This is a genomic window from Vibrio sp. KUL80 (assembly GCF_059725495.1).
In genome coordinates, this window is sequence record NZ_AP045842.1 from 135,555 (window position 1) to 156,512 (window position 20,958).

The 20,958-nt window shown below is 46.5% G+C and carries 20 protein-coding genes and 1 pseudogene; 8 read left to right on the forward strand and 13 right to left on the reverse strand.

Features of this window, described 5'->3' with window-relative positions; translation table 11 throughout:
- Positions 1-6 precede the first annotated feature (6 nt).
- Positions 7-558 carry a diaminobutyrate acetyltransferase gene (gene ectA, locus AC6I8U_RS17190; protein ID WP_498019040.1) on the reverse strand — a complete coding sequence of 184 codons (552 nt, stop codon included), beginning with the start codon at positions 556-558 and terminating at the stop codon, positions 7-9.
- 263 nt (positions 559-821) lie between these two features.
- Between ectA and AC6I8U_RS17195 the strand changes: the two genes are divergently transcribed.
- Positions 822-1,688, forward strand: coding sequence for a TPR end-of-group domain-containing protein (locus AC6I8U_RS17195; protein ID WP_498019041.1), 867 nt, complete (start codon positions 822-824; stop codon positions 1,686-1,688).
- Between the two features lie 18 nt (positions 1,689-1,706).
- On the opposite strand, the gene mnhG is transcribed toward AC6I8U_RS17195, so the two are convergent.
- From mnhG to AC6I8U_RS17245, 10 genes and pseudogenes are all read right to left on the reverse strand, one after another.
- Complete coding sequence (mnhG, locus tag AC6I8U_RS17200; RefSeq protein ID WP_498019042.1) at positions 1,707-2,051, reverse strand: monovalent cation/H(+) antiporter subunit G; 345 nt, start codon at positions 2,049-2,051, stop codon at positions 1,707-1,709.
- A pseudogene (locus tag AC6I8U_RS17205) lies at positions 2,051-2,318 on the reverse strand (monovalent cation/H+ antiporter complex subunit F). Before AC6I8U_RS17205 ends, mnhG begins: the two are co-directional and overlap by 1 nt.
- Before the next feature lie 10 nt (positions 2,319-2,328).
- The gene (locus AC6I8U_RS17210) at positions 2,329-2,805 is read right to left on the reverse strand and encodes a Na+/H+ antiporter subunit E (RefSeq protein ID WP_498019043.1); all 477 of its coding nucleotides are present in this window, start codon (positions 2,803-2,805) and stop codon (positions 2,329-2,331) included.
- Positions 2,802-4,298 carry a proton-conducting transporter transmembrane domain-containing protein gene (locus AC6I8U_RS17215; protein WP_498019044.1) on the reverse strand — a complete coding sequence of 499 codons (1,497 nt, stop codon included), beginning with the start codon at positions 4,296-4,298 and terminating at the stop codon, positions 2,802-2,804. Before AC6I8U_RS17215 ends, AC6I8U_RS17210 begins: the two co-directional genes overlap by 4 nt.
- Positions 4,295-4,648 (reverse strand): Na+/H+ antiporter subunit C, encoded by a 354-nt coding sequence (locus AC6I8U_RS17220; protein ID WP_042470305.1) that lies wholly within the window; start codon positions 4,646-4,648, stop codon positions 4,295-4,297. The genes AC6I8U_RS17215 and AC6I8U_RS17220 overlap by 4 nt, the downstream gene beginning before the upstream one ends.
- The gene (mbhE, locus tag AC6I8U_RS17225) at positions 4,648-7,230 is read right to left on the reverse strand and encodes a hydrogen gas-evolving membrane-bound hydrogenase subunit E (RefSeq protein WP_498019671.1); all 2,583 of its coding nucleotides are present in this window, start codon (positions 7,228-7,230) and stop codon (positions 4,648-4,650) included. The genes AC6I8U_RS17220 and mbhE overlap by 1 nt, the downstream gene beginning before the upstream one ends.
- A 221-nt stretch (positions 7,231-7,451) precedes the next feature.
- Positions 7,452-7,646 (reverse strand): hypothetical protein, encoded by a 195-nt coding sequence (locus AC6I8U_RS17230; protein ID WP_498019045.1) that lies wholly within the window; start codon positions 7,644-7,646, stop codon positions 7,452-7,454.
- A 103-nt stretch (positions 7,647-7,749) separates the two neighbouring features.
- Complete coding sequence (locus tag AC6I8U_RS17235; protein ID WP_498019046.1) at positions 7,750-8,688, reverse strand: universal stress protein; 939 nt, start codon at positions 8,686-8,688, stop codon at positions 7,750-7,752.
- 190 nt (positions 8,689-8,878) lie between these two features.
- Positions 8,879-10,171 (reverse strand): DEAD/DEAH box helicase, encoded by a 1,293-nt coding sequence (locus AC6I8U_RS17240; RefSeq protein WP_498019047.1) that lies wholly within the window; start codon positions 10,169-10,171, stop codon positions 8,879-8,881.
- A gap of 80 nt (positions 10,172-10,251) precedes the next feature.
- Positions 10,252-10,833, reverse strand: coding sequence for an acyl carrier protein phosphodiesterase (locus AC6I8U_RS17245; RefSeq protein ID WP_498019048.1), 582 nt, complete (start codon positions 10,831-10,833; stop codon positions 10,252-10,254).
- Between the two features lie 381 nt (positions 10,834-11,214).
- On the opposite strand from AC6I8U_RS17245, the gene AC6I8U_RS17250 reads away from it, so the two are divergent.
- The 3 genes from AC6I8U_RS17250 (at position 11,215) to AC6I8U_RS17260 (ending at position 14,370) form a co-directional block, all read left to right on the forward strand.
- The gene (locus AC6I8U_RS17250; protein WP_042470296.1) at positions 11,215-12,744 is read left to right on the forward strand and encodes a hypothetical protein; all 1,530 of its coding nucleotides are present in this window, start codon (positions 11,215-11,217) and stop codon (positions 12,742-12,744) included.
- Between the two features lie 111 nt (positions 12,745-12,855).
- Positions 12,856-13,599, forward strand: coding sequence for a VP0952 family biofilm-associated protein (locus tag AC6I8U_RS17255; RefSeq protein ID WP_498019672.1), 744 nt, complete (start codon positions 12,856-12,858; stop codon positions 13,597-13,599).
- Positions 13,600-13,761: 162 nt separating this feature from the next.
- Complete coding sequence (locus AC6I8U_RS17260) at positions 13,762-14,370, forward strand: DUF6198 family protein (protein ID WP_498019049.1); 609 nt, start codon at positions 13,762-13,764, stop codon at positions 14,368-14,370.
- 21 nt (positions 14,371-14,391) lie between these two features.
- Here AC6I8U_RS17260 and AC6I8U_RS17265 read toward each other — a convergent pair whose 3' ends face one another.
- Entirely contained in the window at positions 14,392-14,964 is a 573-nt protein-coding gene (locus AC6I8U_RS17265; protein WP_498019050.1) for a dioxygenase family protein, read from the reverse strand.
- A 272-nt stretch (positions 14,965-15,236) separates the two neighbouring features.
- Between AC6I8U_RS17265 and AC6I8U_RS17270 the strand changes: the two genes are divergently transcribed.
- Entirely contained in the window at positions 15,237-15,611 is a 375-nt protein-coding gene (locus tag AC6I8U_RS17270) for a hypothetical protein (protein ID WP_234497839.1), read from the forward strand.
- A 163-nt stretch (positions 15,612-15,774) separates the two neighbouring features.
- The gene (locus AC6I8U_RS17275) at positions 15,775-17,763 is read left to right on the forward strand and encodes a U32 family peptidase (protein ID WP_498019051.1); all 1,989 of its coding nucleotides are present in this window, start codon (positions 15,775-15,777) and stop codon (positions 17,761-17,763) included.
- A gap of 36 nt (positions 17,764-17,799) precedes the next feature.
- On the opposite strand, the gene AC6I8U_RS17280 is transcribed toward AC6I8U_RS17275, so the two are convergent.
- Positions 17,800-17,979, reverse strand: a complete 180-nt coding sequence (locus AC6I8U_RS17280; protein ID WP_498019052.1) for a DUF6435 family protein — start codon at positions 17,977-17,979, stop codon at positions 17,800-17,802.
- A 216-nt stretch (positions 17,980-18,195) separates the two neighbouring features.
- Between AC6I8U_RS17280 and AC6I8U_RS17285 the strand changes: the two genes are divergently transcribed.
- Both AC6I8U_RS17285 and AC6I8U_RS17290 read left to right on the forward strand, forming a co-directional pair.
- Complete coding sequence (locus AC6I8U_RS17285; protein ID WP_498019053.1) at positions 18,196-19,581, forward strand: TldD/PmbA family protein; 1,386 nt, start codon at positions 18,196-18,198, stop codon at positions 19,579-19,581.
- Positions 19,581-20,924 carry a TldD/PmbA family protein gene (locus AC6I8U_RS17290; RefSeq protein ID WP_498019054.1) on the forward strand — a complete coding sequence of 448 codons (1,344 nt, stop codon included), beginning with the start codon at positions 19,581-19,583 and terminating at the stop codon, positions 20,922-20,924. Before AC6I8U_RS17285 ends, AC6I8U_RS17290 begins: the two co-directional genes overlap by 1 nt.
- The last annotated feature ends 34 nt before the right edge of the window (positions 20,925-20,958 follow it).

The following is a 20,958-nucleotide window of genomic DNA, read 5'->3' on the forward strand; positions in this document are numbered from 1 at the left end:
TCTCCTTTAGTGAGTGTTTTTAAGTAAGATTCGATAGAGATGTTCGGTTTCGTGTTGACCTTCAAAATGTACGTCATGATCGAGGAAGACTGAGACATTCCCCTGCTCCCCTTTCTCTTTTTCAATCCCACGAAACAGTGACCAAGACGCTAGATTGTCTTCCGTAATGGTGGTTTCTATCGCGTTGATTGAATGAAGGTTCTCGCGTTCCAAAAGACGACTAAGCATCTTCTTAGCAACGCCTTGACCTCGAAAATCGCCATCAACCACGACCTGCCATATGAACAACGTACTTGGCTGGTTCGGTTTCAAATAACCCGACACAAAACCAGCGAGGCGACCTTTGTAAAAAGCAGCAATCGATGTGTCTTGGAAATGTATTGCCTGTAGAAAATTGCAATACGTTGAGTTGTCATCCAGCGCTTCGGTCTGTGCCACCAGCTTGTTAATCTTCAAGCCATCCTCGGCACTTGGTGCTTGTAAACGCCAGAGCTGCTCATTTTGATCCGTTTCCGTATCAACCAAACCCTGTTTGATAGCCTTGTTAGTAAACTGCATCCCGCCCTCAATTTGGTTAGTACTCTAATATTTTTGATTACTAAACACTTCGTACACTAAGCATTTAGATAATCATTATGACTGCCTTATTGCGCTTAAAATCAAACTAAAACACGAAAAGCGTGACGCGCATCACACTTATCAAATTGGAAATAATACTTAGATGTCTAAGTAATTTTGAGATGTTACGATCACGTGGGCTTTGTACTAAACAGACGTCTGACTATAGTAAAACTAACTAAACACAAAACCGGGAAGAAGAGATGAAATTACTCTTGATAACAATAATGCTAACGCTTCTATGGCAAGGTCCGGCTCTGGCACAATCCACAAAATACTCTGATTCTGAATTGCTTGATCGCCCCCTGATGGAGCGATACATACTTGATGAGCTCAAATCGCTAAGACAAGACCAACAAGAGCTGGAGAAAAGACTGGTAGTTCAAATTACTGACCGAGAACTAGCAGTGGCTGATAAGTCACTAAACTACGCGAATGTCACCGTCACCTACTTTTTCTACATCATTGCCGGTGTGGCTTCTTTAATTGCGTTTGTTGGATGGCAATCGTTGCGTGAATTTAAGAACAACACGAAAGAAATGGCAGACAAAAGGCTAGACGCTATTGCGAGCGAATATGAAAAGAAATTTAGTGCGCTAGAACGAGATCTGAAACGAAAGACTAGAATCATCAGCGAGAACAACAAAGAGATAGAGCGAATCAATGAGATACATAACCTTTGGTTGAGGGCTCAGAGTATGCCAACCGCTGAGCAGCGTATCGATGTCTACGATGAAATCTTAACGATTCGACCCGGAGACCTCGAAGCACTCACCTATAAAGCGGATGCAGCTATGGAAATTAGGGAATATCACTGGGCACTGAGCTTATGTAATCGAGTATTAGAACTGGATACTACAAACGGCCCTGCACTGTATCAACGTGCTTGCGCATTCTCTCGTCTTGGGGTGGAAGAACAAGCTATTGAAGATTTAGAACTTGCTATTGAAGCAAGTCCCTCGATTCGTGAGCTGATCAACACCGAACCAGATTTGGAGGGCTTACATGGTAATCCTAGATTTGATGCGTTACTGGAGCTAACACACTCTTCAGAAGGCGCAAGCAATTAACAGCCATTCGATAAGAGGTTAGCTCACACCTTTCTCGCTAGTCTCTTGTTCTACCGACGGTGCATCGCCTGCGCGATTGCGCCAAATCTTATAGCCGCGGGCCTGCATACTTTTACCCAACAAGTGGGCTGCGACGGGTGCAGTTAGGACGATGAACACCATAGTGCCTATCACCCGTGATAGCACTGTCAGATCATGAATAGACAAGGCAACAGAGAAGAGTATGGCAGCAAGCCCAACAGTGCCTGCTTTCGTTGCAGCATGCATACGCGTATAGAGATCGCGCATGCGCAGAACGCCAATACTCGCGACCAGAACTAACAGAGTTCCGAATATTAATAGTAGCGCGACAACCACTTGCATTACGACCCTCCTGCTTGTTTGTCTTTAACAATTAAACGAGCAAACGCGATTGTGCCCAAAAAAAGCGACCAATCCTAAAGTAATCGCAATATCAAGTAGCGACGTTTGCATCGTATCGAGGGTCACTATGGCAATGAATCCAATGGTAATGAACGCCATAAGGTCCAAGGCAACGACTCGATCTGCCAACGTTGGTCCCTTAGCAAGCCTCACGAAAGACAGCACCAAGCTCACTAACAATCCCACATAGGCAAACTGGATACTCATTTGAACGAACTCACCCACGGGTCACCTCCAATATTCTTCTCTCCATTCCTTGTTTAATGCTTTGGATCACCTCTTCATGCTCAGGTGCAAACATCGCGTGAACCACAAGATGCTTCTTGTCCTCCGTAACATCGAGACAAAGACTACCTGGAGTTAACGAAACCATATTGGCAAGTAAGGTTATTTCCACGTCACTCGTGGCATCCAATGGGACATAAACAATGTCAGGGTCACTTAAGTGCGTTGGCGTAATGACATCCCACATAACCCTTGCAACCGACACTATCATCTCGTAAATAAAATAAACAAAGAGAGATAGCGCCGCCCTAAAGCGTTTGAAATAACTCGTTTTTAATCCAAAAGGCTGACTAAGGCGCAAAGCAAAGAAACCGACAATAAATCCAACAACAAAGTTACCGCTGCTGTAGCTACCGTTAATAAGCATCCAAGCGAAAGCAAGAAACAAATTAAGCAAGAAGTAACTCATAATCGGCCCCCTAACACGGCATCTACGTAGGCACTTGGTACTAAAAGCTGGTTCGCAGCCCCCATGGCGAATTGAAAAAACGGCTCTGCGGCGAAGCCAATCACCAAGCTGGTTGACGTCAAAATAATAATGGGGGTGTAATACAAGAGTTGAACAGCCTTGGGCAAGGCCACCGATCTCGTCTCCTCAGGCTGAGGCTTCCAAAACGCCTCACTCCAAATTTTGGTCATCGAGAAAATGGTCAACAACCCCACCACTAGAGCGGTTGCAGCGAGCATGTAGTGTTCCGTATGAAGGCTGTCTTTGATGACCAGAAACTTGCCCCAGAAACCAGACAGAGGTGGAAAACCTGCTAATGAGAAGGCTGGAATAATGAATAAGAAGGCCAGCAGAGGCATTGACTTGTATACACCACCAAGCTTGGACAGTTGGCTGGAGCCATATCGGCGCTCGACAAATCCACCAATCAAGAACAGGTTAGCTTTCACTATGATGTGATGAACGATATAGAAAATCGCCCCCGCTAGCGCTAACGGCGTGTAGATAGCCAACCCCATGATCATGTAGCCAATCTGACTGATGATATGAAAAGATAAGATGCGCTTAATATCGAACTGAGCGGCAGCTCCCAACACGCCTGTTAACATGGTTAAACCCGCTACCCATATCAGCAACGGCTGCCATCCACTCTCCGCCAATGGAAATACCAAAGTAAACAGTCGAATGAGTGCGTACACCCCTACTTTGGTCAGCAAACCCGCAAACAAAGCAACCACTGCATTCGGCAAAGTGTGGTAGGACGCAGGTAACCATGAAAAAAGCGGAAACAAAGCTGACTTAATGGCAAACGCGAACAAGAACAACACTGAAAGCAGAGCCTTGGTTTCTGTTGGTATTGCTTGCGCTTTAGAGTGCAAATCTGCCAGATTGAGTGTGCCAGTTGCACCATACAATAAGCCTATCGCTAGCAATAAGACCAACGTAGAGACCAGATTAAGCACCACATACTTGACTGCCCCATCAACCTGAACTTTTCCAGCATCCAGAACCATCAGACCAAATGAGGCTATCAGCATCACCTCAAACCACACATAGAGGTTGAAGATATCTCCGGTGAGGAAAGCGCCATACACCCCCGCGAGCAACACATGTATCAGCACGTGGTACATGCCGTATGAAGGTTTATCTCTAAGATCGGCCATCGCGTAGAAGACACAGACGGCCCCTATTATTGCTGTCACTAAAACCATGGCGGCACTGAGCAAATCAGCTACAAACACGATTCCAAAAGGTGCTGCCCATTGCCCGAATGCTACGGCTTGAGGACCACCATTGAGCACACCAACTAGCAAAGCTAACGCGATACAAAACGTGACGCTGACGCTGATGCCGCTCACGTAGTCCAAAACACGCAAATGGCGTCGAGCAAAGAATGTCAGTATCGATGTCAGCAGTGATATGACAACGGGTAACGTCAAACCTAGCTCTGTCATGAATCCTCCTCAGAGCGGGTTAGCTGCTCAACATCTGCACTCCCTGACTCGTGGTAGGAGCGGTAAAACAGCAACAAGGCAAACACCAGTAAACCAAATCCAATCACGATCGCTGTCAGAACTAAGGCTTGTGGTAATGGGTTTGCGTAGCCCTCTGGCGGCAATACGTCATTTGCGTCGATAAGCGGCGCCACGCCGAAGGTTAGTCGACCGCTAGTAAATATTGCTAGGTTAACGGCACTGCTAAGTAGTATTAGTCCGAAGATAACTCGCAGATAGTGGCGCTCCAACATCAAGTAGATACCGGCTGCGACAAAGATACCTATTACCCCACTCCATAATATTTCCATCAGTCGAGCTCCTCATTCACTTTTAGCAGCATCCCCATCACTCCACCGATAATCGCCAGGTAAATACCGACATCAAATAAAAGAGGCGTTCCAAGCGGCACGACTTCTTTCCACCACAAACCCGTGAGGTACGGCAGACCCACAAATAAGCTCATTACGCCAGACAAAGCACTCACTGCAATGCCCACCATCGCGATGCCAAACGGTGAATAATACAAACGTTCCCTTACGTAACTTGGCGATTCAGCAAACATAAGTAGAGACAGACCAATAACGGCGATAAGTGCGCCGATAAAGCCGCCTCCCGGTGCATTGTGACCTCTCAGCAACAGATAGAGTGAGAACACCAGCATAAGCGCTGCGACAATGTGCGCTGTGGTGGCGAAAATGAGCGAGTTGATCTTGTTCTTTTTATGAGCGCTTGTGTTGACTAGACTTGCGGCTGATAGCCCCGCGATAACAACAACCACCACCTCGCCAAAGGTATCGAAGGCACGAAAATCAACCAAAATCACATTCACAATATTGCGCCCATGACCACCAGGCACACTTTGCTGTGCAAAGAACTGCGATAAGCTCATATCTATAGGCTGGGAGGTGATCGTAATTAGCAACATAGTGACTGCAAAGCCAATGAAAATAGCGACGACTGCGTGCAGTGCTCGACGTCGACGTGGATGTTTAGGAACCGTTGAGAACAACGGTAAATGGCGCATTAACAGTGCGACGAAGACCACCAGCAGCGTCTCTACCAATAAGAGAGTTTTGGCTACATCCGGCGCGCTATAGAGCATAAAAACCAATGTCGTCATAAAGCCAATCACACCTAATGACGCGACTGCTAAAAGACGAGAGGTCGCAACAATACAGAGCAGTGCTGAGGCAATCATGACAGCAGCAATGACGATCTCGAAATAACGAAGCTCGGCAAAACCAGACGACCAATTAATATTCCCCAGCGAGATATGACTGACCAGCAAGACCGCGAGGACAGCAAATGAGGTAAGCACGTATCCACCAAGCTTTTTATGTTGAAGTAGATTAGTTTGCCATTTAGCAACGCCGACCAAGTATGCTATGAATCGATGGAACACAGTGTCAGCCACGGGCGTTGTTGCGCCGTCCCTATCCCACCATGTTTGTACGCGACCTGATAACTTGTAAAATAAGACACCTAAACCCAAAGTAAGCCCACTGAGGATCAGAGGAAGGTTGATGCCTTGCCATAGTTTAACGTCGCCGACTAGAAGATCGGGTGAGACGGTTTGCACGCCAGGGGCCACAATATTGCTATTAAGCCAACCAAGAGCCAAAACAGGTAAAGCGATGCTACCCAGTGCCAGTAAGGCTGGCGGTATCCAGAGCATGAAACTCGTCTCTACCGGCTTTGCTACTGCCACTCTGTTTTCTCGAGAACCCTGAGGTTTTGAAGATAGAAACGGTTTAAAAATGAGCGACATCGCTAGCGACACCATAAGTGCGTTGACAACAAGCAGCACCAGCAAAATCCATGTGTTGACCTCAAGTAGCGCCTTGTACATGTACTCCTTGCTCAAGAACCCCATAAAGGGTGGGATACCAGATTTTGATAATGCAGCAATAGCAGCAGCAATTAACGATATAACCAGCACACTTTTCAAACCGCGAAGCAGCCGAATGTCTCGTGTCCCCGTCGCTTTATCTATGTTACCCACGACCATAAACAGTGCTGCTTTATAAAAAGCATGAGCAATAATCAACAGAAATGCTGATACCAACGCGAGTTCGCTACCAATACCCAGTAGCAGCACCAGCATGCCCAACACGACATTGGTACTGTATGCGAGCATCAGTTTGAGGTTCGTTTGCCTTACTGCCAGCAGCGCGCACCATAAAGCGGTAAACCCACCCACTGTTGTTAAGGTATAAAACCAAACGTCTGATTCCGAGTAGACCGGTGACAATAAAGCTAACAAGAATACGCCCGCTTTCACCATGGTCGACGAATGCAAATAGGCACTGACTGGCGTGGGTGCTGCCATCGCATTTGGCAGCCAGAAATGAAATGGAAACTGAGCAGATTTCGTTAATACGCCGAGCATGACCAAAACCATCGAGGCGTGGTAGATCGGCGCTTGTGTAATCGCCGCTTGCTCAGAGATGATCACACTAAGTTGAAAACTGCCTGCGGCTTGCCCCAATAGGATGAGTCCCGCAAGCAAAGCAAGCCCACCAGCACCAGTAACGATCAGCGATTGCAGTGCATTTTTTCTCGATTGCTCCTTTTCATGGTTAAAGCCGATAAGCAGATAGGAAGTAAGTGTGGTCAGCTCCCAAAATACGAACAACAGAAGGATGTTGTCACTCACCACAACACCTAACATGGCGAGCATAAACAGCGTTAGATAGCTGTGGAACAACCAACGATCTTTTGCCCCTTTTAAGTAAGCATAAGCATAAAGCTGAACCATTACGCCGACACCAGAGATCATTGCCGCGAACAGATAAGATAAACCAGTGAGCCTAAAGCTAAGATCGATCCCTAAGCTAGGCACCCACTCTACTGTCCAGCTCAATCCTGATGGCTGATACCAATAAGTCAGTGCAACCAGAATCCCCGCTGGTAGGATGGCAAAAATCCAAAGCGGTTCTTCCCTTGCTGCGGACTGCGTAACAGGTACTCGATTTATCCCATTGCTCATCATCTTGCTGCACTGTGCTCCTAGTAAACATCGAGTAGCTAGTGAAAACGGAGGCTCACTAGCTTTCTCGGTGTAATGGTTATCAGTATTTAGCTTTCAGCATCAAACTGAAGAGAATGGCATCAGAAAACTCTATCGGTAGGGCCTGAGGCAAGCGTATCTGGGTGGGGAGCGATCAAGGTTTTAACGTGCTCGTTGTGTTGCTCCATCAACTCGAAAGCGTTGTAGGTGCATTCACCTATGTCGTTTCTTGGGCAAACGTGTGTATGATGGCGTTCTATCAGTTCAGTATTACAATGTGGACAGTAGTGCTTCATGATATCCTCCTGTGATTACTCACAAAATTGTGTTGCCAAATCAATGTCGTTACGCTTGATTAACTCCGTTCTCCCTATGGTTGTCAGTTCTGTTTGATTTGTTTCAACTTGCTATTGGTGTTTTGAAGCCCTGCGGCTTGAGTGCAACCAGCGAGCAGTGGATCGATTGAAGTACGTTTTCTGCTGTATTGCCGATCACAAATCCAGATATGCCCGTTCGAGCAACAGTACCCATTACTAACACGTCTACATCACGCTCTCTTACACACTTTGGAATCTGATCGTCCGCTTTACCGTGAAGATGATGGATGACGATACTTCCTTTTATTCCCGACTCATCAATCAAAGCTTGCAGCGCTTCTTCATGTCGAACTCTTTCTTCTTCAACTTCCTTCGCCACATCTTCATGCTCAATCTTGACCCACGTATTTCTGTCTATGTAATTTTCCATGTAGTGTTGCCAGCACGAAATAACATGAAGCCGACTATCGCAACTATCAGCGATCGAACGCGATAGCTCTAACAGTCGCAGGGCTAAGGCATGTTGTTCCTGCGTCGAAGCGACAGGGTCAATCGCAACCGCGACTCGTCGTTTTTGTTTAGGCTTGGAGGTAGGTCTATGAAGCCACACGGGGCTTGGACATTTACGCAGCAACGTCATGTCGATCGCTTTGAAACCATCGCCACCATCGGTGATTGGTTCCGCTTCTTTGATGACTAAGTCGTTGTGGTTGTTGAGAACATGCCTAATGATGCAAACCGCGGGCTGTTCGCTACTTTGAACCTCAATCGGAAAAAGCACCTCATCATCTGACAGACCAACGTCATTTTTGGTTTTAATCACGCTTTGGTTAAGAGAATCTTGCAACGAGCTCTCATAGGCATGCTGATACTCGGAGAGATCATCTGGAAAGGTGGGACTGGCAATCAACCCCTTAACTGGAACGCGATTGTTGGCCGCCAGCATAATAGCCTGCGCCAGTGCATCACTGTGCCCCGGTAAACCTTGGGTAGCAAATAGTATGTTCTCAAATCGTCTCATACACTCCTCCTTGGCTGCACAAATATTAACCAAGCCTACCCCTTAATAGCTAGTTAACAATTGTAACCATAAATTAACAAGTGATAGTCATTCTCATTAAAAGACTGATTGTATGAGACAAAAAATTCCATTGGCAGAGTGTAAAAACTAAAAAAGACAGGCCTCAGCTTGTCTTTTTCAGTTGGTTTTTTTAGCGTTTCTTACCGCGATTAGCGTGTATCTTTAGTTTCGCCTTCATCTTGCGCTTATCTGCGCCTCGACCTCTTCGGCGTGGTGCTCTATCAGGATCTATTTCTGATTCTGGGCTTGGTTCAAACCCTGCTAGCCATTCTTGAGGTAAGCGATTGTCGAGCAAACGCTCTATCGCCTCTAACAAGTATTGTTCATCGTGGCTCATCAGCGAAACGGCAAGACCTGCCTGCCCTGCGCGTCCTGTACGACCGATGCGGTGAATATAGTCTTCCGCTTTATACGGTAAGTCGTAGTTCACCACTTGCTCTAGCTGTTGGATATCCAAACCACGCGCTGCAACATCGGTCGCGATCAATGCTCTCACTGCGCCCGACTTAAAGTCGTCTAGCGCTTTTTGACGTGCTCCTTGGCTCTTATCGCCATTAATGGACACCGCTTTAATACCGTCTAACTTGAGCTCTTTAGCAAGTGCATCACTGCCTTGCTTTGTTTTAGTGAACACAAGGACCTGCTGCCAGTTACGAGAACCAATCAAGTAGGCAAGCAATTCGTGCTTACGCTTCTTATCAACGGGGTAAACCATCTGTTTTACGGTATCTGCCGTCGAGTTCGCTGGTGTAACTTGGACCTCTACTGGCTGATTCATAATACGATGCGCAAGCGCTTTAATCCGCTGCTCAAAGGTCGCCGAAAACATCATGTTTTGACGCTCTTTTGGTAACCGTTTTAGGATACGGTTAAGGTCCGGCATAAAGCCCATGTCTAACATGCGGTCAGCTTCGTCTAGCACTAGGTATTCACATTCGGCAAGCGTCAAGTTACGAGTGTGCTGATGGTCAAGGAGACGACCCGGCGTTGCCACTAGAATGTCGGCACCACCACGAAGATTCTTAGTCTGCACACCAATGCTGGTACCACCGTACGCGACAACCACTTTTAAATCGGTTGATTTGGTGAGCTGAACCAGACTATCGAAAACCTGTTGAGCCAGTTCACGCGTTGGCGTGAGGATCAATGAACGGATTACCTTACTCTCTGGCTCTCTCGCTTTAGGCTCATCCAGCAACTGCTGAATCAATGGCAATCCAAACGCTGCGGTCTTACCCGTGCCTGTTTGTGCGCCTGCAAGTATGTCTTTGCCGTCCAATACAAAAGGAATGGCTTTTTCCTGAATTGGTGTCGGCGACGTGTAGTTTAGGTCAGCAAGGTTTTGCTTTAACGTATCGTTAAACGCAAAAGCATCAAAAGTGGACTGCTCACTGGCAGTATCGAGTAAAGTCTTGTCTGTCATAACGTCGCCAACAGGAAGTATTCAAAAGGGTCGCGAGTGTAACAGAAACAAAGCGCTAGGTTAATGCTATTCTCGCCTAACTACTTGCGAGTTTGTTGTTTTGCCTTCTCTAGCACCTCAGGGTACAACTGATTGAAAAACTCTGAAAATTCTTGATAGTGCATTTCAAGTTGTTCACCGCACTCTGCCAATGGTGCCATGCGCATGCTACGCAAGGACATACGCTCCAAGGCAAACTTGATGTTATCGAACTCTTGATACGACTCTAGCCAACGCCCTTGCCACATATGTGTACTCATTCGCACAAAACGGTCAGGTAAAGGTGCCGAAGTCTGCTTAATGGTCAGTTCTGCATTATCTACAAATCGAGTGAGTGACTGGTGATGAAATCGAGACCAGTGTTTTGCAAGGCAGTGATCCCAAAACATATCCATCGCAATCGGGGCGAACCGTTTTAAGTCAGAGTCGAACAAGGTTTTACACTGCTTCATAATGAGATGGTTGTCTGTGTAGGAGTCAACAAATCGATGCAGCATGATGCCTTGGGCAATATCGTCTTGATAGTTCTTTGTTGGGTCACCTTTGACAAAGTCTCCCAATAAATTGCCTAGTAAGCTACTACTGCAATGCTCTGCGATGTGTAAGTGGGCGAGAAAGTTCATAGCTCTCCATACATTAATGCTTTACCTCATTGTGAGATGCTAATCTATCGACGTCAAACTAAGCTATGCAGACGTCAAACTAAGCTATGCACTCGACTTCGCATTCAACCGTTATATCGAGCAAAAACCTCGAAAAAACAGAAGTCCCCAAAAGCACGTAAGTTTACCAACCTCGCTTACTACTTGTTTTTTAAAGTCTTTCATAAAATATTACAGATAACCACAAACAATAAAAACCGACCTTACATTCATTTGTATGATTAAATGTTTCAGCCGTTACATTTTCGAAGTACATCACACCAGTGAATTCTTATAGGATCGCCGCCATAAATTTATGGCTCGCTAGTGCTGCCATTTTCAAAGACTTATCTGGTGTAATTAATGGAACACTTTTCGTATCTGATTTCTTTTAATCATTTATTGTTTTCAATGGTGGCTGTTGTCATCATGGTTCTGCTTTCAAGAACCATCGTCGCTAATACTAAGTACTCAGCTGTTTTAGTTATCGTTGTACTTGGTCTGCTTATGGGTACCTTGTTTGTAAAAACAGGTCTTGCTACCCCGGGACTTCAAGAGTTCCCTGCTATCGTGCTTTTAAGCCAAACGACCGTCATTGCCTTGATCGCGACGTTCTTTGTCGGTGGACAAGAAATCCGTCGTCTGCTTTCAAAGGAGACAGGTCACGTTGATGTGTTAGCTGTTCCTGCAAAGAATGAAGTTTTCTTTGGCACCACGAGTACTCAATTCGTCTACATCATTCGCGCGTTTGTATTGCTGATGGGTATCGAGATGATTTCAGCGTTGCTAACAGGTCGTAGTGCTTCTCACCCAATGGGTGAATCCTACCTTGCGATGGCGTACCTGTGTATCGGCGTTGCCATCATCTTCGTCGATAGTAAAAAAGAAGTCGCTAAGATGCGTACCTACCTATTTAAGGGTGTGGTCGAGGTTCTGACGATCGTCATCATTATGATGTTGTCGCTAAGACTCTCTCATCTAGTTGCTAGTGTGATTGGTTTGCCGCAAATCTTCTTCGCTATGATCATTTCATCTGGCTTAGGTATGTTGCTTCCACATTGGAAAGCAGGCCCGACACTAAACTCACTGTTGTTTGCAGGCATCCCAGTTCTACTGACCGGTACTTTCTTGGTTGGTGGTTCACACATGCTTGAAGCATTTAGCATCCCTGGTCTACAAAGCGTTATCGTTTATGGCTTTGCAGGTCAAATGTTCTGGATGTTTGGTGGTCTAACTATCCTTATCTTCCTAGCGAAAGCGAACCACGTTCGTAACCTAGCCCCAGGTATGGCAGGTGGTTTGTCTCACTCTGGCTTAACAGGCGCATGTACTGCAGGTGACTTCGGCTATACGGCAGCGGCTCGCGCGCCAATCATGATCAATATTCCATTCCTTGGTCATATCTTTGTATTTACTATTCTTGCGGCAAGTGCAGAGCGTGGCGCATTGCTTGTTGGTTGGACACTGCCTCTCGTGCTTGCAGGCTTGGCTTGTGTGTATCTTGCAACCAAGAACCTTCGTAAAGCGAATGGTGACCATGCAGTTGAAGTTAAGGGTCTGATGCAGTTCTCGTTTGGCTGGCAGATTGTTGCGGTATTCGGCAGTTTCACGATTCTACACTTCGCCGGTATGCCTATTGAACACGCATCGATGGCAGCAGCTTCTGGTCTGTCTCACTTCGGCTTGTTTGCGGCAACACAAGGCGGAATGTTTGGCGATAGTGCAGCAAGCATGATCACCTTCATCTTCGCGACACCATTCTTGGTGCATCCGTTGGTATTTGGTCTGTTTGGTAAAGCGACCGAGAACAACGGCGAGATGTCGAGCAAAGCGGTACTGCTTATCTTCACTCTTGGTACGCTTGGTGTGCTTTACTCAGCACTCTCGATTTAACGCTACTTTATGGACCTAATCTTCCGGTTAGGTCCTTGTTTACGTTTTACATTCAAACGAAAAGCTCTGTTTCTGTGACTAAGGATTTCACTTCTTAAATATAAGAGGGTTCTGATGTTTTCTACTTTGCATTTTGTCATCACCACTTTACTCGCCATCACCTGCGCAAAAGCGATTGGTGTTAGTGATGGTGATATCTCTGTTCTCGCATTAGTCATTCCAGCGCTATGGATACTGCCTCGTAAAGGTGCCAGTGGACTTGTGCTTCTTGCAGGAATGCTCTGTTACGGACTCACGCTACCTTATCAATCCATCTCTCTATCTGTGACACAATGGACGCTGTTCCCACTGCTCTTCGTTGCATTTTCAAAACGCAGCAACCGCAACGTCCGAATCATTACTGCAGCCATCGTTAGTGCCTTACAAGCGGGCATCATGGTCAGTCAGATACTCGGAACACTCGATGGCTCACCACTGATTACTCTGGTTCAAATGGTCTCTATTTGTGTCATCTGGTGGGCGGCGAGACGCAAGAACACTTCTCGCAAGCAAAATTGGTGGGTATTGGCACTCATCTTACCCCTATGGTTTACCGATCAGGCTTATACCATCGTCGTCGCTCTTTCCATCACCGGTATTATTGCCTCCCTCGAAAGCCTATCTGACCTCAAAGGTTTTCGCTGGAACAAACTCATCTATTGGACAGTCCCAGCAGTTGGCTTTGCAACCTTGGTAGTATGGTCAAAAGTCGAAGTTCCCCATCAAGTTGTTGTCGTATGGATGTGTTTATTGGCAACCGCATGGATGACAGATTACATTCTTCGCAGTATGGAAGTAGAAGCTAGACGAGGCTAAAACGGCCTCGTTAGCCACCTCATGTGTAAATCTAACGAAACACTCATTAAAAATCGAAAATTCGCCACGTTATCGACATAAGTATCCATAGAAGGCTAACATCGCCGCCAATCACTTGTAACAACACGCCCCTTTTGGCGTCTATAAATTGGAATTTTCTTTATGGATAAAGATCATAGCCTGCGCGAGAATTTGCTCGCCCTAACGCTCGGGAGTGCTTTGGTATCTCTAGGTGTTATCTTCTTTAATCAGGTTGGCTTGTTAACAGGCGGAACAGCCGGTCTTGCCCTGTTTATCACTAAGGTCACCACGCTTAGCTTCGGACAGGTATTTTTTGCATTAAACCTGCCTTTCTATATTTTGTCAGTCACCCGCATGGGGTGGCAGTTCACGATCAACACCTTTATTGCGGTTAGTATCGTCTCTTTCGCTGTGGACCACTTACACCACGTCATTCAGATCTCGCACATCGAGCCAATTTACGCCGCGTTAATAGGTGGTGGCTTGATTGGTATGGGCATGCTCGTGATCTTTCGACATAAGATGAGCCTAGGCGGGTTCAATATCTTGGCGCTGTTCTTACAAGAGCGATTCGGTATCCGTGCAGGCAAAGTGCAAATGGCACTGGATTGCTCCATCGTTGTACTTTCTCTGTTTGTTGTCGATATCTATCTAATCGCACTCTCTGTATTGGGTGCTATCGCAACCAATCTGATCTTGGCGATGAACCACAAGCCCGGGCGTTATCAACCCGTACAGAGCGGCGCATAAGTGCTAAATAGATGGGCAACGTCAGACCACGAACTGGAACTGCGTTGTCCACTCTCCTTTGCCATCTTTGTTCACATCCATTTGCAGTAAATCTCGCTCGCTACCGCCCCACCACTCGTTACCTGTCTTGCCTTTGAGGTAAAGTTGCGTCGTCAACAACTCTCGTTGATTCTGCCAAAGCTTTACATGTATGTGCGGAGGTCTGCCTGTGTAGGGGACTGGAAATAGAGTTCTAAATTGTACCTGCCCTCTTTCATCACTTTGAAGCGCGCCAAAGCCTGCGAAGTTTTTATCGAATCTCTCAACGTTAGGTTGCCGTGGATGGTCATAGACCCCTCTTCCATCACACTGCCAGATTTCAACCCTGATATCAGAGATTGGATTACCTTGAATATCTACCACTCGCCCAACTAAGTTCATGCTTTCACCTTCGACTTCGTCGCTCTCGATAATCAGATCTGAGCGAACGGGAATAGTTGTCACTGGGTAAAAGGGCCCCTCTGCTTGAGATGGCGTTTTTTGTAGTTTTGTGTTTGCCAGTACCGGGCTAGCAACAAACACAGAGCACAATGCTAGGAAATCACGTCGTTCCATCTTTCCAAACTCCACATTAACGATAATAAAAGTGTGGTACGGATTTACCCTCTCTGCGAGTTCAAAATTGCTTAAGAATCTATCAAATAGAACGTGAGCCCCGAGTTGCCCTACTATTCGAAATGTTTTTCTGTCATTATGAACAAATGAAAAGCCTGACTAGAAGTGGTAAGGCAAACAATGTCACAAGACTGAACATTTTGGCATCGACTCACTTTTCATGCCTAGTCAGTGACGATAAAAACATCCCAGTCGAAGGAGTAGAATCAGCGATGACTTACGAAACAAAAACCATGGAAGTACCTGTTGCTATCGCAGACCGTGTACAAGCGTTGATCGACGGCTACATTGCCAAAGAAAAGTTTAATGCTGAGCGACGCGAGGTCGTAAATAACCTACTCGCTATGGATGGACTGAGCTGCGAGATGGCAGTATACAGCCTGCCTCAAGATGAACTGATGGATACGCTTCGTTTTGTGTATGAGTTGTCTGGTACCAACAGTCGATTCGTCAAAAACATCCTAACGCAAACGCGTGAAAACCCAACGAAGAAACTTTCTGACTCTCAGCGTTCTTCAGCAAAAAGCTTACTGTTCAACCTACTTAACGACCCGTCAGTGGTCTCTGCAATGAAAGAAATGCAGTAATTGAGCTTTACTTTAACGAAAAGGTGGCAGATGCCACCTTTTCTCGTTTTTTACACCACTTCATGTTCCTTCCTACTTTCGTCCACAACTACCTCTAATTAACTAACGAAATTCGTCACTAATTCCTGTAGACTACGCCCTCACTTTTTTTAGGGGTATGGTCGTGACACGAGATCAGTTTGAGTTATTAGCACCGGGCGGTGACGTAGAATCAATCAAAGCAGCAATTGCAGCGGGTGCTGATGCGGTTTACTGTGGACTGGATCGTTTTAACGCGCGTAATCGCGCTGCTAACCTGACACTAGATAACTTAAATGGCGTTCTCGAACTGGCTCACGCCAATCAATGCCAAGTTTTCCTTACCCTTAACGTCCTAATTCTCGAGAGTGAAATTGCTGCGGTAATGAGGCTTCTCGCCCAGTTAGTCGATACAGACATCGATGGCGTTATCGTTCAGGATCTTGGCTTAGCCTATCTTCTAAAGCATCATTTCCCTGCGTTGGATGTTCACGCATCAACTCAGTTAAATACCCACAACACAGGGCAAATTGAGTACCTTAAGAAGATGACCGCAAGTCGCGTCAATCTATCCCGAGAGTTGAACATCGATGAAATTGCTCATCTCGCACACTTTGGTCATCAACATGACGTTTTGATGGAAGTATTCGTTCATGGCTCCTACTGCATCGGTTTTTCTGGTCTTTGCTATATCAGTTCTGCTCGCAATGGCGCCTCAGGTAACCGCGGTCGATGCAGCCAACCATGCCGAGAGCAGTACCAAACCACTAAACAGGGTTATGACTACCCGCTAAACCTCAAAGACAACTCCGCATTTGGTGATCTACAAGCGCTTGCCGATGCTGGCGTGTATTCGCTCAAGGTGGAAGGTCGAATCAAAAAGCCACATTACGTTTACACAGTCATCGACAACTGGCGTAAGCAGATTGATCGACTGTGTGATGGTGAAACGCTGTCGCAAGACACAACTGAACTCTACACAGTGTTTAACCGCGATTTTTCAAACGCGTTTTTGAAAGGGAATTATGGCAAAAGCATGTACATTGATAATCCAAGAGATAATGCCGTCACGCATTTCTCAAAGGTCTATCAATGCACCAATACCGATGATGTTCAAAGCGTCAAAAAGCGTCTGTACGACAAGAAAACCGATATTATCCAACATGTTGATGCCGAGATCGCTAAGATGGACATCAACTCAGATCGCCCGAAAGCCAGCTTAAAGGGCGCCATCGAAGCGCCAAAACTGGCAACGCTTCCGAATAACCCTGAGCTAACTGAGACCAAACCTCTCTCTGTATTGATTTCAGAACGAGAGGATGTAGCACTCGCGCTTGAAGACAATGTCGATGTTTACTTTCAGCTCCCTATGGGACTAAAAGCAGAGCTGCCTGCGATGATTGCTCTGTTTGAGAGTAACCCAAAATTAAAACCATGGTTCCCTGCCATTTTGATCGGCGATGATTATGAAGCGGCGAAGGTGTTTCTCGAGACTATCAAGCCCTCTTTACTCATCACCAACAACTCTGGTGTGGGCTTCTATGCGCAAAGCAATGGATTGAAATGGATCGCAGGTCCACAAATGAACACCACGAACTCATACACACTCAAGTGTCTCGAAGAAGAATACTCGGCCGCTGGCGCATTTTTATCTAACGAGTTGAGCAACAAACAGCTTCGCTACATTCGCAGACCTAATCAAATGCGTACCTTCTACAGCGTGTACCATCCGAATACGCTTTTGACTAGCCGCCAGTGCTTGTTCCAGCAAACTGAAGGCTGTAAGAAGATCAAGGTCAATAAGGGTTGCTTGAGACGCTGTGACAAGCGCACCTCTATCATCAATCTAAAAGACAATCCATACGTCGTTCAAAAGCAGAGAGGCTCGCACAACTCTATCTATAGCGACTTGAACACGCTAAACCTAGATGTCCTTAGTGATCATCGTGATCTCATCACGGATGTATTTATTGACCTTCGAGACATCCAAACCGAAACCAAGGTATTAGGTAGTAAGCTAGATATCATCAATGCATTCCAAGCGGAGTTGCTTCGGAAAGGTGATGACGCATCGAGCGGTGTCACAGCGCTGATCGCGCCGACAAGAAACCAACAGTATCAGAAAGGTATCTAAGTAGACCTGCTTAATTCTTGAAGATTAAGTCTTAAGCTACTGAGAGTCGTCAGCAGAGAGCTTTTTGATATGAACAAAGAGCTCCTCTGCCTCGGCTGTGAGTTTAGAGTACATTCTGATATCGCCATTTCTCTGAGCACGCATCGCTTGCTCTAGCAACATTGAGTGTCTTTTCTTTAGTTTTCTTGCTGGATCTCGTTTTAGGAATGAGAACATGGGAACTCCTTTTCAATGACTTAGATTGCTTACGAACCAACTCCAAAATCCGATTCATAGCAGGTGAACTAATTTGCTTCGTCATTACAAGCCATCTTGGGCGAATACGATTTCCCTTTGATTACATGGAAGAATTAGCCGTGCAATAGTGCTAATATTTCAATAATCCTCTGGCAAAATGAGGAACATTGGAACTTCTATGAACAAGGAGACTTCATGTTAAATTCTGATACGGCGAAAGCAGTCATCGATCACGCCCTCTTTCTCGGCGCTGATTTCGCAGAGCTTTTCGTCGAACACCATCAAACCAATTCTGTCCAGATCGCGTCTGGTGAAGTCGATAAAGTTAACTCAGGTATCGATTTTGGTATTGGTATTCGTCTCTTCTTTGGTCACAAAGTGTTATACGGCTACACCAACAACACTGATGAGGCTGAACTAAAGCGCGTAACGTCACTACTCGCAGCAAAAGACAAGAGAGAGCAAATCGCAACAGCAGGTGCTTTGAATCTAAACCGCTACCCAGTTCAACACGGGTGCCGCTTGCCACTGAGCAAAGACGCCAACTTGGACTCAAAAATTGCGTTTCTACTAAAAACCGATGCAGCAGTTCGCGCTGAAAGTGAATACATCACGCAATTTATCGGAAGTGTTCTGCAGCGAGAGCAGCAAGTATCTATTTTCAACTCAGAGGGCTTACACGTTGACGATACGCGTCATTACATCCGCGTGTCGGGGAACTCCGTTGCTCAAAAAGGTAATGAGCAATCCTCCGGTATGGAAGGTCCAGGCGCACTAGCAGGCTGGGAGTTTAGTGAGCAGTTGGATGCCAAAGAACTCGGCCAGACCATCGCCCAACAAGCACTCGTCAAACTTGGTGCTGATGCCTGTCCATCAGGTGAAATGCCTGTAATCATTGGTAATGGATTTGGTGGCGTTATCTTCCACGAGGCCTGTGGGCACTTACTCGAGACCACCTCTGTCGCCAAAAAAGCATCCGTCTTCCATGACAAAATGGGTGAAATGATTGCGCATACAGCGGTAAGTGCCGTTGATGATGGCACGATGACCAATGAATGGGGCTCTATCCATGTCGATGATGAGGGCATGCCAACGCAGCGCACTCAATTAATCAAAGATGGTCAGCTCACTAGCTTTATGGTTGATAAAATGGGCGGCATGAAAACCGGCTTTGAGCCCACTGGCTCTGGACGCCGCCAAAACTACAAATTTGCCCCTACGTCGCGCATGAGAAACACCTTTATTGAAGCAGGTGAGCACTCTCTAGACGACATGCTAGCGGGTGTAGAACGCGGCATCTACGCTAAAAAAATGGGCGGTGGCTCAGTTCAACCAGGTACTGGAGAGTTCAACTTCGTGGTTCGCGAAGCGTACTTGGTAGAAAACGGCAAAATCACTAAACCGCTTAAAACCGCGACCCTTATCAGTACTGGTCCTAAAGTACTCAAAGAGATCAGCATGGTAGGCAAAGACATGGCGCTAGCACCGGGTATGTGTGGCTCTGTTAGTGGCTCAGTGCCAACAACGGTTGGTCAGCCTTCGTTAAAAGTGGACAACATTCTAGTGGGAGGCGGAAACTAATGAGCCAAGACAAACAACTTCTCAGCGCTGTTGATTACGTCCTCTCAGAGGCAAAACGCCAAGGTGCAGAAGCCGACGTTATCGTCAATCGCAGTAACAGTTTCTCACTGAAGGCCAACCAAGGTCAGCTAGATGAATACAAAGTCAGTTCAAGCCAAGTACTTGGTGTTCGAGTTGTCAAAGATGCACGTATTGCAACTAGCTATTCTGAATCATTAGAAGAATCCAGCCTAGATTTGATGCTCACCAACGCGCTGCAAAGTGCTCGTTTCTCCAAACAAGATGAGCACCAAACGATTAGTTGTGTCGATAGCAAGATCACCACCGATATTGCAGAAATAGCGCAACAAGATACAACCTCCGCAGATGAAAAAATCGCTCTGTCTCTAGCACTTGAAAAAGGCGTTCTCGACTTGCCTCATGCCTCAAGCGCTCCTTATAACGGGTATGCCGATGGCGAGAGCCAACTGATCCTTGCCAACACTCAAGGCACGCTATGCCAGCACTTCGAGCGCTCGTTTAGTTGCTACGCTTACACCTTATTCGAAAAAGATGGCAAGCAATCCATGGCCGGTAAAGTGTCGGTTGGTCGACGCTTCGACGAACTAGACCCGACCTACTGCATCGAACAAGGCTATAACCTTGCACGCGACCTCCTTGATGGTGCACCGGTTGTTACTGGTGAATATTCAGCAATTTTTGATGTCGGTGCACTAAGCAGCCTATTCGGAGCATTCGGCAGCGCATTCTCTGGTGTCAGTGCAATGAAAGGCATCACACCACTTGCGAATAAAGTTGGTCAATCTGTCGCTAGCGAGCTAATCACCCTAACCGACGCAGCATACATGCCAAACGGCATGGCCATCGCAGCATTTGATAGTGAAGGTTTTGCAACGCAAGACAACATCCTAATCGCCAACGGGCAATTAAGTACCCTACTCCACAACAGCCACACTGCTAGCTACCTTGGTGCAGTATCAACGGCTAGCGCAGCGCGCGGTGCAAAATCGAGCTTAGATGTTTCCACAAATCACAAAGTGATTGCTACCGGTCAAAGTAGCGCCTCTGAAGTGAAAGCTGGAGAATATTTAGAGTTGGTTGAACTCCAAGGCGTGCACTCTGGTGCTGATGTGGTCAGCGGTGATTTCTCGTTTGGCGCTAGCGGTTTCTTATGCCGAGATGGTAAACGAGTACAACCCGTTCGCGGTATCACTGTAGCGGGTAACTTCTACAAGATGTTGAAAGAGATCGACGCTGTTGGGGATACACAGCTTGCGAATGATAGCCGCAGTTTCTTTGCGCCTGATGTTAGGTTTGCAAGGTTGAGTATTGGGGGTAAGTAGTAGTTGGACGGTTCAGTGGCGCCAGAGAGTTTGC

Bases quoted from the DNA above. Each gene is read 5' to 3' on its own strand.
- ectA (WP_498019040.1), bottom strand. From the start codon at position 558: ATGCAGTTTACTAACAAGGCTATCAAACAGGGTTTGGTTGATACGGAA.
- AC6I8U_RS17195 (WP_498019041.1), top strand. From the start codon at position 822: ATGAAATTACTCTTGATAACAATAATGCTAACGCTTCTATGGCAAGGT.
- mnhG (WP_498019042.1), bottom strand. From the start codon at position 2,051: ATGCAAGTGGTTGTCGCGCTACTATTAATATTCGGAACTCTGTTAGTT.
- AC6I8U_RS17210 (WP_498019043.1), bottom strand. From the start codon at position 2,805: ATGAGTTACTTCTTGCTTAATTTGTTTCTTGCTTTCGCTTGGATGCTT.
- AC6I8U_RS17215 (WP_498019044.1), bottom strand. From the start codon at position 4,298: ATGACAGAGCTAGGTTTGACGTTACCCGTTGTCATATCACTGCTGACA.
- AC6I8U_RS17220 (WP_042470305.1), bottom strand. From the start codon at position 4,648: ATGGAAATATTATGGAGTGGGGTAATAGGTATCTTTGTCGCAGCCGGT.
- AC6I8U_RS17230 (WP_498019045.1), bottom strand. From the start codon at position 7,646: ATGAAGCACTACTGTCCACATTGTAATACTGAACTGATAGAACGCCAT.
- AC6I8U_RS17235 (WP_498019046.1), bottom strand. From the start codon at position 8,688: ATGAGACGATTTGAGAACATACTATTTGCTACCCAAGGTTTACCGGGG.
- AC6I8U_RS17240 (WP_498019047.1), bottom strand. From the start codon at position 10,171: ATGACAGACAAGACTTTACTCGATACTGCCAGTGAGCAGTCCACTTTT.
- AC6I8U_RS17245 (WP_498019048.1), bottom strand. From the start codon at position 10,833: ATGAACTTTCTCGCCCACTTACACATCGCAGAGCATTGCAGTAGTAGC.
- AC6I8U_RS17250 (WP_042470296.1), top strand. From the start codon at position 11,215: ATGGAACACTTTTCGTATCTGATTTCTTTTAATCATTTATTGTTTTCA.
- AC6I8U_RS17260 (WP_498019049.1), top strand. From the start codon at position 13,762: ATGGATAAAGATCATAGCCTGCGCGAGAATTTGCTCGCCCTAACGCTC.
- AC6I8U_RS17265 (WP_498019050.1), bottom strand. From the start codon at position 14,964: ATGGAACGACGTGATTTCCTAGCATTGTGCTCTGTGTTTGTTGCTAGC.
- AC6I8U_RS17270 (WP_234497839.1), top strand. From the start codon at position 15,237: ATGACTTACGAAACAAAAACCATGGAAGTACCTGTTGCTATCGCAGAC.
- AC6I8U_RS17280 (WP_498019052.1), bottom strand. From the start codon at position 17,979: ATGTTCTCATTCCTAAAACGAGATCCAGCAAGAAAACTAAAGAAAAGA.
- AC6I8U_RS17285 (WP_498019053.1), top strand. From the start codon at position 18,196: ATGTTAAATTCTGATACGGCGAAAGCAGTCATCGATCACGCCCTCTTT.
- AC6I8U_RS17290 (WP_498019054.1), top strand. From the start codon at position 19,581: ATGAGCCAAGACAAACAACTTCTCAGCGCTGTTGATTACGTCCTCTCA.